Source organism: Mycobacterium parascrofulaceum ATCC BAA-614, assembly GCF_000164135.1.
Lineage (GTDB): Bacteria > Actinomycetota > Actinomycetes > Mycobacteriales > Mycobacteriaceae > Mycobacterium > Mycobacterium parascrofulaceum.
The window spans coordinates 156,059-168,323 of sequence record NZ_GG770555.1 but is presented as its reverse complement, the minus strand read 5'-3'; the positions used below and the strand labels follow the sequence as shown (position 1 = coordinate 168,323).

Annotated in this window: 9 protein-coding genes and 1 pseudogene; 4 read left to right on the top strand and 6 right to left on the bottom strand. The window is 68.8% G+C overall.

What is annotated here, in order from left to right:
* Positions 1–67 precede the first annotated feature (67 nt).
* Entirely contained in the window at positions 68–1,435 is a 1,368-nt protein-coding gene (locus HMPREF0591_RS16410) for a recombinase family protein (RefSeq protein ID WP_007169728.1), read from the bottom strand.
* A gap of 84 nt (positions 1,436–1,519) precedes the next feature.
* On the opposite strand from HMPREF0591_RS16410, the pseudogene HMPREF0591_RS34695 reads away from it, so the two are divergent.
* Positions 1,520–1,705 (top strand): annotated as a pseudogene (locus tag HMPREF0591_RS34695) (MBL fold metallo-hydrolase); the annotation flags it as partial.
* A 9-nt stretch (positions 1,706–1,714) separates the two neighbouring features.
* Here HMPREF0591_RS34695 and HMPREF0591_RS16400 read toward each other — a convergent pair.
* Positions 1,715–2,158: a universal stress protein gene (locus HMPREF0591_RS16400; protein WP_007169726.1), complete on the bottom strand. Its 444-nt coding sequence runs from the start codon at positions 2,156–2,158 to the stop codon at positions 1,715–1,717.
* A gap of 285 nt (positions 2,159–2,443) precedes the next feature.
* Here HMPREF0591_RS16400 and HMPREF0591_RS16395 point away from each other — a divergent pair, with 285 nt between their 5' ends.
* Entirely contained in the window at positions 2,444–4,015 is a 1,572-nt protein-coding gene (locus HMPREF0591_RS16395) for a mannosyltransferase (RefSeq protein WP_040623217.1), read from the top strand.
* Between the two features lie 108 nt (positions 4,016–4,123).
* On the opposite strand, the gene HMPREF0591_RS16390 is transcribed toward HMPREF0591_RS16395, so the two are convergent.
* Both HMPREF0591_RS16390 and uvrB read right to left on the bottom strand, forming a co-directional pair.
* Positions 4,124–5,539: an MFS transporter gene (locus tag HMPREF0591_RS16390; protein ID WP_007169724.1), complete on the bottom strand. Its 1,416-nt coding sequence runs from the start codon at positions 5,537–5,539 to the stop codon at positions 4,124–4,126.
* A 37-nt stretch (positions 5,540–5,576) separates the two neighbouring features.
* Positions 5,577–7,736 carry an excinuclease ABC subunit UvrB gene (uvrB, locus tag HMPREF0591_RS16385; RefSeq protein ID WP_040622971.1) on the bottom strand — a complete coding sequence of 720 codons (2,160 nt, stop codon included), beginning with the start codon at positions 7,734–7,736 and terminating at the stop codon, positions 5,577–5,579.
* A gap of 188 nt (positions 7,737–7,924) precedes the next feature.
* Here uvrB and HMPREF0591_RS33940 point away from each other — a divergent pair, with 188 nt between their 5' ends.
* The gene (locus HMPREF0591_RS33940; RefSeq protein WP_007169722.1) at positions 7,925–8,413 is read left to right on the top strand and encodes a hypothetical protein; all 489 of its coding nucleotides are present in this window, start codon (positions 7,925–7,927) and stop codon (positions 8,411–8,413) included.
* Between the two features lie 725 nt (positions 8,414–9,138).
* Positions 9,139–9,486: a hypothetical protein gene (locus HMPREF0591_RS34690; protein WP_040622970.1), complete on the top strand. Its 348-nt coding sequence runs from the start codon at positions 9,139–9,141 to the stop codon at positions 9,484–9,486.
* A gap of 236 nt (positions 9,487–9,722) precedes the next feature.
* Here HMPREF0591_RS34690 and HMPREF0591_RS16370 read toward each other — a convergent pair whose 3' ends face one another.
* Together HMPREF0591_RS16370 and HMPREF0591_RS16365 are read right to left on the bottom strand one after the other, a co-directional pair.
* Positions 9,723–10,022, bottom strand: coding sequence for a hypothetical protein (locus tag HMPREF0591_RS16370; RefSeq protein WP_007169720.1), 300 nt, complete (start codon positions 10,020–10,022; stop codon positions 9,723–9,725).
* 74 nt (positions 10,023–10,096) lie between these two features.
* Complete coding sequence (locus HMPREF0591_RS16365) at positions 10,097–12,094, bottom strand: serine/threonine-protein kinase (protein ID WP_007169719.1); 1,998 nt, start codon at positions 12,092–12,094, stop codon at positions 10,097–10,099.
* Between the last annotated feature and the right edge of the window lie 171 nt (positions 12,095–12,265).

Below are 12,265 nucleotides of genomic sequence, written 5' to 3'. Positions count from 1 at the left end.
GAACTCGGCCGGCGAGGCGCCCACCGGCGGTTTACCGAACCGGCTGCGCCGGGTGCTCGTCTACGGCTCACCGAGTTCTCCATTCGATTCGCACGTTGTCCGGGTTGAATCCGGGCCCGCGGGGCGTCGGGTCGATACTGACCCGGAGCCCAAGTGTGCTGAGCACCGCGCGGCGCTGCGCCACTGCCATTTCGTCCCACCGTTGACCGGCCTGCGGTCCCGCCAGCGGTCGCAGCGCGTCGAGGTCGAGCGACACCACCGACGCGGCGCGGCGCTGCTCGGCGTCGTCAAGCTCCGGTTGCAGGCGCGCGGTGATCCGTCGCAACTGCTCGGCGGTGATGGCACCGTCGGCGAAGGCGTCGGCGGCGTCGGCCAGTCGCCGGCTGATTTCGTCGACGCGCTCCGACCATCGTCGAGCTTCGGCATCGTCGCCGAGCAGGAAGTCGAGCGCGTCAGGCATCGACATACGGCCGATCACAACACCTTTGACCAGATCGTCCACGGCAGGCTCAGAGCGGCCAACGCAGCCTTTCCCATCGCACACGTACAGGTCGAGAGGACGGCCGTGCGGTCCGCGTTTCGTGACGGCCCGGAGCTTTTCGCCGCAGACGCCGCACTCCCCGATCCCCCACGACAACAAATGACGGCGGGCACCAGGGCGAGCGGTGCCGTTCGATCGCCGCCCCGGTTCGGACAACAGGGCGACGACCTTCTCATGCTTGGCTCGGTCGACCAGCGCGGGCCAGCACCCGTCGAACCGTTCCTCGTCGGCCTGGCCGCGGTGGTGGATCCGCTGCGCGATGTTGGAGTCCCGCAACGCGAGCTTCTTCACCGACGTCTTGCCCCACCGCGCGGATTTCGGGGCCGGCTCTCCGCGGTCGTTCAACCGGTCGGTGATGCCACGCAGTGACTCGCCTGCCAGCAGGCGATCGACAATCTCCCGGACGACCTCGGCTTCGCGCGGGTGTTCGGTCCAGGTCGCCGCCGAGCCGGCGCCGTGCTTGATCCACCCGTAACCGAGGTCACCGGACGGGCGACCGGACCGGGCCCGCCGGACCGCGGCGGCGGTGACGCGCTCGGACTTGATTTCCGATTCCCAGGTCGCGAGGGCGCCCTGGATGTCGACCCAGCTGCGGCCGGCTGCGGTCGACAGGTCGTAGTCGCCTCCCTGCGCCTCTGAGACGTTGACCTTGCAGGCGTGGAACGAGTCGATGAACTCCGCGCGTTCCCTTCGGTTCCTGGTCATGCGGGTCAGCTGGTAGACGATCACGCGGTCGATCTTGCGGTCGCGGGCCAGCCGCAACACCTTCTGGTATCCGGGGCGCTCAGCACCGCGGAAGGCGCTGATGTCGTTGTCGGACTGCTCGGCCACGATCTGGTAATCGCGCGCGGACGCGAACGTGCGGGCGTGTTCCAGCTGATCGGCGACGCCCACCGCTTGACCTGTGGTGTCCTGGCTTATGCGCGCGTAGAGGGCGACTCTTTCCCCGGGAAAAGTATTCACATTTTAGAACCTACTGTATTCCCGGGCGGCGTCGGCAAGACCTGGAAGGCGGGCGATTTCGACCAGCTGCTCGACGACGTCACCACCCGGGTGTTCGACGTGTACGACGACTCCACCGTCGTCTACCCCGGCCACGGCGACGACACCGTGCTCGGCGCGGAGCGCCCGCACCTGGCCGAATGGCGTGAACGGGGCTGGTAGCGCCGGGGGCTACGACGTCGTGTGCACGATCAGCACGTCGACCTTGGCCCGCCGCGAGACGTTGGCCGGCACCGATCCCAGCAGCCGGCCCGCGATGGTGCTCAGGCCGACGTTGCCGACGACCAGCAGGTCGGCCTTCTCGTCCTCGGCCAGCTTGACCAGCGCGTCGACCGGGGCGCCGACGATCGGGCGCTCCTCGACGTTCTTGGCCCCGGCCTTGTGGGCGCGCTCCTTGGCGTCTTGCAGGATCGCGTAAATCGGGGCCGTGCCGGACACCTTGTAGCTCTCGTCACGCAGGACGTCGGCGGCCCGGGAGTCCTCATGCTGGGGCAGGTACGCCGACGCGACGATCAGCTTGGCGTCCGGCCCGGCGATCTGCGCCGCCTTGTCGACCGCACGCATTGACGAGTCCGAGCCGTCGGTTCCCACCACCACAGTCCGATAGGCGCCCATTTACCCTCCCTGATTCGGTTGGTCAGCCAACCCAAGACACTATCGCGTTTGCCGGTTGCAGAGGGAACAGATTAGCGACACTGCCCGGCACGGCGTGTCGACAATTTGCGGGTCAACGCCGTGCCAACGGACAATATCGCCGATGACAAATCAATCAAATGTTCGGGGCCGGGCCGGAAAGCGTTGCATAACGCAGCTTTTCGCCGAATGTGAGCGCCGCGGCCGAATAGGCCGCGGACGATTTGTGAGCCGGCTCCACGATTCCGCTTTACAGTGACAAGCATCATGTCCATGCCCACCGTCGCGCAGCGCGTCGAGGATGAAGTCGAAAAGCCCGCGCCGGCGCGCCGGCCCGGCAGGTTGCTCGATCCATGGGCGATCGCCGTGTTCGCGGCCGTGGTCAGCGGCGCGTGGGCCTGCAGGCCGTCCCTGTGGTTCGACGAGGGCGCGACCATATCGGCCGCGGCGAGCCGGACGCTGCCCGAGCTGTGGCGGCTGCTGGGCCACATCGACGCGGTGCACGGGCTGTACTACCTGCTGATGCACGGTTGGTTCGCCCTGTTCCCGCCGACCGAGTTCTGGTCGCGGGCGCCCAGCGCGCTGGCGGTTGGCGCGGCCGCCGCGGGCGTCACGGTGTTCGCCAGGCAATTCTCGACCCGGCCGATCGCGGTGTGCGCCGGCGTCCTGTTCGCCATCCTGCCGCGCACCACCTGGGCGGGCATGGAGGCCCGGCCCTACGCCTTCGCGGCCGCGGCGGCGGCCTGGCTCACGGTGTTGCTCGTCGCCGCCGCCAAACGCAACCGACCGCGATTGTGGGCGTGTTATGCGCTGGCGTTGATGCTCGCAATTCTGCTCAATTTGAACCTGGTGCTATTGGTGCCGGTTTACGCCGTCATGGTGCCGCTGCTGGCGCCGGAGAAAGCGCGTAAATCTCCGGTCATTTGGTGGGCGGTCAGCTCAACGGTCGCGGTCGGGGCCATGGTGCCGTTCATCGTGTTCGCCCACGCCCAGGTGTGGCAGGTCAACTGGATTTACCCGGTCAGCTGGCACTACGCGTTCGACATCATCCTGCGTCAATACTTCGACCACAGCGTTCCGTTCGCCATCCTGGCCGCGGTCCTGATCGTGGCGGCGGTCGCGGCGCGGCTGGCCGGCGTCCCACCCCCGCCCGGCGACATGCGTCGGCTGTTGATCGCCTGCGCGGCGTGGCTGGTCGTCCCCACCGCGCTCGTGGTCGTCTATTCGGCGGTCAACGAACCGATCTACTACCCGCGCTACCTGATCTTCACCGCGCCCGCGATGGCCGTCGTGCTGGCCGTTTGCATCGTCACGATCGCCCGCGGGCCGCGGCGCATCGCCGGTGTGGTGCTGCTCTGCGCCCTGGCCGCCGTGCCGAACTACCTGTTCGTCCAGCGCTGGCCCTACGCCAAGGAGGGCTGGGATTACAGCCAGGTCGCCGACCTGATCGGCTCCCACGCAGCCCCCGGTGACTGCCTGATGGTGGACAACACCGTGCCGTGGCGGCCGGGGCCGATCCGCGCGCTGCTGGCCACCCGGCCGGCGGCCTTCCGGTCGCTGATCGACGTGGAGCGCGGGGCGTACGGGCCCACGGTGGGGTCGTTGTGGGACGGCCACGTCGCCGTCTGGCTGACGACCGCCAAAATCAACAAGTGCCCGGCAATCTGGACCATTACCAATAAAGATTCGTCGCTGCCGGATCACCAATCCGGAGCGTCATTACCGCCGGGACCGACATTCGGGCGCGCCCCGGCTTATCGATTCCCGAGTTATCTCGGGTTCCACATTGTCGAACGCTGGCAGTTCCATTACTCGCAGGTGGTGAAGTCGACGCGGTGATTCGCCGCGGCGCCGACGGCGTGGAACGCCAATCGTTGGGTAGCTGACGACCATGCAGAGCTGGGTCGCCGCGCCGCCGCTGGGCGGGCAACGTGTGGCCTCCGACCCCTAGCCCACCGGCTGCGCCTCGCGCGCACCGCGGGTCGCACCGTGCGACGCCGCGAGGCCGACGACGCTCAGCGCGGTGAACGCCGTGAACAACCAGCGCGCCGCCAGCAGGTCGTCGCCCATCGAGGAATTGACCACGACGCCCGCGAGGCCCGCACCGAACGCCGCGGAGACCAGCTGCACCGTGTTGATCGCCGCCGCCGCGGCGCCGCCCTCGGCGGGGTCGTCGACGGAGGCCATCGCGCGAACCGACAGGTGCGGCCAGGCCATCCCGATCCCGGTCCCCGCCACCAGCAGCGCCACCGCCCACAGCGCCGAGGTCCACAGCGACGACTCGGTTTGCCGGGCCGCCACGCCCAGCGCCAGCCCCGACGCCACGACCATCGGAGAGACCAGGATCACCCGCCCGATCGCGCGCTGACTCGTCACCGACGCGCTGACGATCTCGCTGACCGTCCAACCCAGGGCCAGCGCCGCGCCCAGGAACCCCGCCGCGAGCGGGCTCAGATGCGCCAGCCGCTGACCGAAGAACGGCACGTAGGTGGTCACCATCGCCGCGCCCATCAGCACGCCCATGGTGAGGTAGATCGACTTCAGGGGCCCCCCACCGAACACGCTGGGCGGCAGCACGGCCGCGTGCATGCGCCAGTCGACGAACACGAACAGGCCGACCAGCACGACGCTCCCCGCGAGCAGCCCGACCGTGGCGAGGAAGTTCGACGGGATCTCGGCGACGCTGACCGCCAGGGCCGCCGCGCCGATCAGCAGCAGCGACCACACCGGCACCCTCGTCACCCTGGCGTCCGGATCCGGGTCGACCTTGGTCGAAGCGAGCGCGGCGGGCACCAGCATGGCCATGAGCGTGGTGAGCACCGCCATCGCACCGAACGCCCACCGCCAGAGCCCGAATTGCGCGAACAGCCCACCCGTCGCCGGCCCGACCACCGTGGCCACCCCCCACATCGCCGACACCAGCGCCGATCCCCGGGTCCACAGGGAGCGCGGCAGCGCCGCGTTGATGACCGCGTAGCCCAATCCGGCCAGCAGGCCGCCGGCCACCCCCTGGAGGGCGCGGCCCGCGATCAGCACCTCCATGTTCGGCGCCGCCCCGCACACCAGGCTGGCCGCGCCGAAGACGGCGAGCCCCACCAGGTAGGAGGTCCGCGCGCCGACGCGCAGCAGCATCGGGTTGACCATGGTCGCCGCCACCACCGAGCCCACCAGGTACAGCGTCGTCACCCACGCGTAGAGACGGCTGCCGCCGATCTCGGCGAGGGTGTTCGGCAGCAGGCTGCTGGTCAGAAACTCGTTGGTCGCGTACAGTGCGACGCCCCCGGCGAGCACGATCGAGGTGCGCAGGTATCTGCCGCCGAGCAGTTCGCGCCAGCTGCCCGGAGTGGTGGCGATGTCCGTCACCCCTCCACCGTATGAGGTAACCCCGGCGTGACGAGCGTCACTTGAGGCCGGCGGCGTCCATCCCCCGCAGTTCCTTCTTCAGGTCGGCGATCTCGTCACGGAAGCGCGCGGCCAGTTCGAACTGCAGGTCGCGCGCGGCGGCCATCATCTGCTCGGTGAGGTCCTTGATCAGGTCGGCCAGTTCGGCGCGCGGCATGCTGGCGGTGTCGCGGCCCTCGAAGACGCCGGCGCTGACGGCGCGGCCCGGCTCGCCCTGCGCGCGCCGGCCCCGCGACGCGTTGCGGCCGGACCCGCCGACCCCGACCGTTTCCGTGTCGTCGGCCTCGCGATAGACCTGGTCGAGGATGTCGGCGATCTTCTTGCGCAGCGGCTGCGGATCGATGCCGTGGGCCTCGTTGTAGGCGATTTGCTTGGCGCGGCGCCGTTCGGTCTCGTCGATCGCCTCCTTCATCGAGTCGGTGATCGAGTCCGCGTACATGTGCACCTCGCCCGAGACGTTGCGGGCGGCGCGGCCGATGGTCTGGATCAGGCTGCGTGAGGACCGCAGGAAGCCCTCCTTGTCGGCGTCGAGGATGGCCACCAGCGACACCTCGGGCAGGTCCAGCCCCTCGCGCAGCAGGTTGATGCCGACGAGCACGTCGTAGTCACCCAGCCGCAGCTGGCGCAGCAGCTCGACGCGGCGCAGCGTGTCGACCTCCGAGTGCAGGTAGCGCACCCGGATGCCCATCTCCAGCAGGTAGTCGGTGAGGTCCTCGGCCATCTTCTTGGTCAGCGTCGTGACCAGCACCCGCTCGTCGGCGTCGGTGCGCTTGCGGATCTCCCCGATCAGGTCGTCGATCTGCCCCTTCGTCGGCTTGACCACCACCTTCGGGTCGACCAGGCCGGTCGGCCGGATCACCTGCTCCACGAACTCGCCGCCCGCCTGGCTGAGCTCGTAGGGGCCCGGGGTGGCCGACAGGTACACCGTCTGCCCGATCCGGTCGGCGAACTCCTCCCAGGTCAGGGGGCGGTTGTCGCACGCGGACGGCAGCCGGAACCCGTACTCGACCAGGTTGCGCTTGCGGGACATGTCGCCCTCGTACATGCCGCCGATCTGCGGCACCGTGACGTGGGACTCGTCGATGACGAGCAGGAAGTCCTCCGGGAAGTAGTCGAGCAGGGTCGCCGGCGGCGAACCGGGGCCGCGGCCGTCGATGTGGCGGGAGTAGTTCTCGATCCCCGAGCAGAACCCGACCTGGCGCATCATCTCGATGTCGTAATTGGTGCGCATCCGCAGCCGCTGCGCCTCCAGCAGCTTGCCCTGGCCCTCCAGCTCGGCCAGCCGCGCCGCCAGCTCCTCCTCGATCGTGGAGATGGCGTGGGCCATCCGCTCCGGGCCGGCGACGTAGTGGGTGGCCGGGAAGATGCGCAGCGAGTCGACCTGGCGGATCACGTCGCCGGTCAGCGGGTGCAGGTAGTACAGCGCCTCGACCTCGTCACCGAAGAACTCGATGCGCACCGCCAGCTCCTCGTAGGACGGGATGATCTCCACGGTGTCGCCGCGCACCCGGAACGAGCCGCGGGTGAAGGACAGGTCGTTGCGGGTGTATTGCACGTCGACCAGCAGCCGCAGCAGCGCGTCGCGGGGCACCTCGGTGCCCACGCTCAGTTCCACGGATCGGTCCAGGTACGACTGCGGCGTGCCCAGGCCGTAGATGCACGACACCGAGGCCACCACGACCACGTCGCGCCGCGAGAGCAGCGACGACGTCGCGGAGTGCCGCAGCCGCTCCACGTCGTCGTTGATCGAGCTGTCCTTCTCGATGTAGGTGTCGGTCTGCGCGATGTACGCCTCCGGCTGGTAGTAGTCGTAGTACGACACGAAGTACTCAACGGCGTTGTGCGGCAACATCTCTCGCAGCTCGTTGGCGAGCTGGGCAGCCAGCGTCTTGTTCGGCGCCATGACCAGCGTGGGCCGCTGCAGCCGCTCGATCAGCCAGGCCGTGGTGGCCGACTTGCCCGTTCCGGTGGCGCCGAGCAGCACCACGTCGCGCTCCCCCGCCCTGATGCGGCGTTCCAGCTCGTCGATGGCGGCCGGCTGGTCGCCCGCGGGCGCGTGCGGGCTGACGACCTCGAAGCGGCCGCCGACCCGCACGACCTCGTCGACCGCGCGGTATTCCGAATGTGCGACTACGGGATGTTCCGTGGCGAAAGCCATGCCACCAGGGTAGATGCGTGCACCGACAAGCGTTGTGGCGCCGCGGCCCGGCCGGCGCACCCACCGCCCCATCCGTCACATCAGTACCGGGTTGGAGGGACCCGACGATCCGCGAATTCGATAGCGCCGGCGATATCAAATTCGAGAGTCGCCCAGGCTGGTCAGGGCCAGACTTTAAGATCGAATTGATGACGAGTTCTTCTGAGCTGGTGACCGTCAACCTCAGTGAGCGGGAGCGCGAGTTCATTCAGCAGGCGCTGGAACAGTGGGCGTTGTCGGCGGCCGACGCACCATTCCCTTATCAAGTGCTTGGGCTGTCGACCTGGGAAGAATTCGGCGCCCTCACCCTCCGCCTTGAGCGTGCCGTCGCCGACGGCGAGCCGCTGACGGACCTCGACTGGGCACGTGTGCTCTTTCTGACGGAAATCACCTGGGCCAGTGGTCTAGTCGGCGCTGGTCAAGATTTTGCGACGGTCACCGGGTTCTCCGACACCGAAGCTGTGCGGCTATTACGTGGCCTGCAGCGCCGCCACAAAATCGGCGGACGCATGCGTGCCAAGTTGCTGTTTCCGAACGGTGGGAGGATCCGTACTACCGAGGAAATTGAGGATGAGAGACGTTACTGGGCGGATGTGCGGCACGAGCAGCAAGGCAGGCAATACCCGTCCGGGCTCTAGGCACATCAGCAGGCCTAGCGGTGTCAAACCGCCATAGTTACGACTACACCCTCGCCCAAGCCACACGCTGCGGCGGCGGACAAAAATCATTCGCCATGATCCCATGGGTCAGGGTCCATGTCTCCGATCACAGGGGGATGGTTATGACCGGCGTGGGGTGGCGGCTCCAACCGGGGGCCGAAGGGTACGGCCGGGCCGCCTCCAAAGCCTCCGCCAGGCTTTACCGGTGGCGGCCCCTTCGGTGCAGGCGGCGATTCAAGCGGGGGTGCAGGCCGCGGCACAGGTACAGGCGCTGACCCGGGCGAAGGGGGCGCCATTTCGCCGGGAGCGACTGGAGGCAACCGTCCCGGCGCAGGAGGCGGTAGCGGCTCAGGCGCCCGCGTGGTCTGCTCAAAGTATTCCAGTGGAGTTCGCCAGGAGTCTCCGGGACGCGACTTGGGTACGAACGCCGTTCCATAGTCGCCGTCCTTCGGGTTGATGAAAACCACTTGACCATCCCGCAGCAGCGCTAACCCGCCTGACTTAATGCTGGTGCCGACGCGAGTGTCGGGGTCGTTCATCGCGTCGTAGATCCACCTGGCCAGGTCCTCCGGCGTCTTCCCCGGAAAATGGTCCAACGCGTGACCGTGGGCAATTTCCGTCGCGACTTGAGCCTTCTGCTCTTCGGTCCAGCCCGCAAATGGGTTATCCGTGGACCCTGGCGGCGGAGGGTCACGTTGGAACGTGTGATTGTCGACGGCTCGGACTTCGGGTTCGTGCGGCGACGTGGCAGCGCCGGGGTCTGGTGGAAACGTGTCACGAATACCGGCCGTAGCGGCGGTGACTTTGCCGGCGACTTGCTGGTCCAGCGCGACGAGCTGGGCCGCGCGTTGGCGGATATCGGCGGCGAAGGCCTGTGCCTGAGCTTGTCGGGCGGCACGAATTGTTGCGGACGCGCCGTAAGACCGGTCCGCGACCGAAAGGTCCTGTCCTACATCGAATCCCGCCGCATCGGCGTCCTCAACCGCGTACCGCAGCCGGGAGCGGGCACCATACAAATCCGTTGCTCCGTTGCGGGCTACTTTGGCCGCTAAAAGAAGTTGGTCGGCGGCGCGGCTCGTTGCCATCATGTCGGCGTGAGTTCCCGTGCGCAGCGCTTGGGCGGCTTCGCCTTGCCAATCGACCGACAATGAATCCCGCCAAACCTGGTTGGCCAGCGCGTAGCTACTGCTGCCGACGGCCTCCCAGTGGTCGGCAGCCTGCGTCAAATGTTCAGTGGGCCAAGTCAACAGCTGCGATAGGCCAGGAACCGCTGCGATTGCGGACATTGCTAAAGACGGATCTGCGGAGGCACCACAGCGGCCTCCTCCTGTGCCGACGCAACCTCCGTAGCGTTATAGCGGCTGTCGGCTTCGGTGACGTGAGCCGCGCGGGCGCGCACTTGTGCGGACAACGCCGCCATGAATGCGTCGACTTCGATGTGGGCGGTCAGCACCGCGGCCGCACTAGCCTGACATGACAAGCCGAGCGCGGCCGAAGGCGCTGACAGATGCAGGTCGCCCACCCAAGCGCCCCAGCGGGTAGCCATCGCTTGCAGAGCAGCGGAATTCACGCGCAGCGGCTGCGGCATGGGCGGAAGTCTAATTCGGCTTGCTGCAGCCTACCAGCCACTTCGGCCCAGATCGCGCCAGTGGCGCAAGAGCGTTATCCCACCGGACGCGTCCACGTCCGGGTCACCGGGTCGCACTGCAGCAGGTAGCCGTCGTTGGAGGTGGTCATGGCGAACACCGACGTGCCCGGCCGGTCGCACGAGCTGCCGGAGGCGTGCACGCCCATGGTGATCGGGGCCTTGGCCCAGCTGTTGCCCTCGCAGACGATCTGCTCGCTGTTGGTCGGGTCGTAGGCCAGCTTGCCGACGTCGCCGCACGGCCCGCCGAGCACCGGCGGCGCCGGGGTCGGCGCCGCCGCGGACGTGCTGACGGCCTGGGCGGGGTCGGCCAGGTTGACGCCGGCCGGGACGTCACCGACCCGGGTGCCCACGACGGGCACCCGCACCACCGCGCCCCGGGCGCCGCATTCGTCGCTGAGCACCGTCTCGGTCACGGTGCCGCGCAGCGTGCCGTCGGCCTGCGGCGCCAGCGACCACGCGACGGTTTCCTGTTGGGTGGCCGCGGCCCCCGCCGGCGCGTCGGGCCGGGCGCAGTCCACCCGGTCCTGCTGCGGGGCGCCCTGCCAATAGCCGCCGACGAAGTGCAGCGTGTCCGTCCGGCCGCCGGCCGCCTGGTGTGTCGCGTCGTCCAACCGGGCCCCGGTGGCCGCGCAGCCGTTGGTGGTGCACACCGAACGGAACGCCCACCAGCCGGTGGCCGGGCCGCTGTGGCGGATCGCGACGCCGTTGGTGGTGCGCTTGCTCTGGTCGTAGTCCAGCTGGTAGGTCCCGTTGAGCGCCGGCCCGCCGGACGTCGTCGGCGCCGGGACGGACGGTTTCGACGCGAGCGCCGGGCTGGCCGGCGGGGTGTCCGGCTCGACCGAGTACAGCGCCGAGCAGGTGGCCGCCACCGCGACGAGCATCGCGCACACCAGCGCGACCGCCCACCGCGCCCGGGCGGAGAACCGGTGGCGCGGCGCCGCAACGGTGCCGGGACGGGCGCGCTGGCCGGCCTCGGCGACGTCGCCCAACCGGTCGGCGACGGCCGCCGCGAACCCGCGGCAGCGTTCGAACCTGTCGTCGGGGTTCTTCGCCAGGGCCCGGCGGAACACCTCGTCGAGCCGCGCCAGCTCAGGGCGGTGATCGCTGAGCCGGGGCGGCTCCTCGTGCAGGTGCTGGCCGATCACGGCGATCGGATTCGAGTGCCGGAACGGCGGCGCTCCGGTGAGCAGGTGGAAAGCCGTTGCGGCCAGGGCGTATTGGTCGGCCCGTCCGTCGATGTTGGATCCGGTCAGTTGTTCGGGTGCGGCGTAGGCCACCGTGCCCACCGCCACGTTGGTCTCGGTGATCCCGCTGATGTCACCGAGGTGACGCGCGACACCGAAGTCGGCCAACAAGATTCGGCGTTGTCCGCCCTCCGGATGGGTGAGCAGGATGTTGGCCGGTTTGACGTCACGGTGCAGCAGCCCGCGGTCGTGGGCGTAGTCGAGGGCGCCCGCGACGGCCTCGACGATCGCGCACACCTCGTCGACCGGCATGCCGTCGTGGTAGCGCTCCTTGACCAGACGGGAGGCGTCGGTGCCCTCGACGTAGTCCATGGAAATCCAGAGGTGGCCGTCGAATTCGCCGCGATCGTGCACGCCGACGACGTGGGGATGCCATAGCGTCGCCGCGAGATCGGCCTCGCGGTTGAACCTTTCGCGAAACTCGGGATCGGCCGTCACCGCCTCCGCCAGAACCTTGATGACGTCGCGCCGCGGCAACCGGGGATGCAGGGCGAGGTACACCTCGGCCATTCCGCCCGCGCCCAGCTGGCGCAGGATCGTATAGCCCGCAAAGGGCGCGCCGCTGGTGACCGACGGGCGGGACCCGCCGGCCGCGGGCTCCGCGGCCGGGGCCGAGCCGACCGGCGGGACGCGGCGGAACAGGTGCGAGACCGTGACCGCGGGCAGCGACTGAAAGCCCGCGCGCAGCGCCGCACCGGCCTGGCGCGGATTGCTCAGCAGCCGTCGCCCGGCGCCGATGCGCCGGGTGGTCCCCTTGTGGTCGTGCATCGATCGCCTCACCCCCTCGTAACCGGCCCGGCTCGCCACGCGTTGCGGCCGGCACGACGATGTGGCCGGCATCTCCCCTTACGTTCCGATCATGCCGGATCCCGTCGGAGGGTTCGACTTTCGAAGCTATGAAACGGTTATGAGTGGCCGAGACCGAAACATAGTGAAGTC

Excerpts from the sequence above, each read along its gene's own strand:
- HMPREF0591_RS16400 (WP_007169726.1), bottom strand. The coding sequence starts at position 2,158 with ATGGGCGCCTATCGGACTGTGGTGGTGGGAACCGACGGCTCGGACTCG.
- HMPREF0591_RS16395 (WP_040623217.1), top strand. The coding sequence starts at position 2,444 with ATGTCCATGCCCACCGTCGCGCAGCGCGTCGAGGATGAAGTCGAAAAG.
- uvrB (WP_040622971.1), bottom strand. The coding sequence starts at position 7,736 with ATGGCTTTCGCCACGGAACATCCCGTAGTCGCACATTCGGAATACCGC.
- HMPREF0591_RS33940 (WP_007169722.1), top strand. The coding sequence starts at position 7,925 with ATGACGAGTTCTTCTGAGCTGGTGACCGTCAACCTCAGTGAGCGGGAG.
- HMPREF0591_RS16370 (WP_007169720.1), bottom strand. The coding sequence starts at position 10,022 with ATGCCGCAGCCGCTGCGCGTGAATTCCGCTGCTCTGCAAGCGATGGCT.
- HMPREF0591_RS16365 (WP_007169719.1), bottom strand. The coding sequence starts at position 12,094 with ATGCACGACCACAAGGGGACCACCCGGCGCATCGGCGCCGGGCGACGG.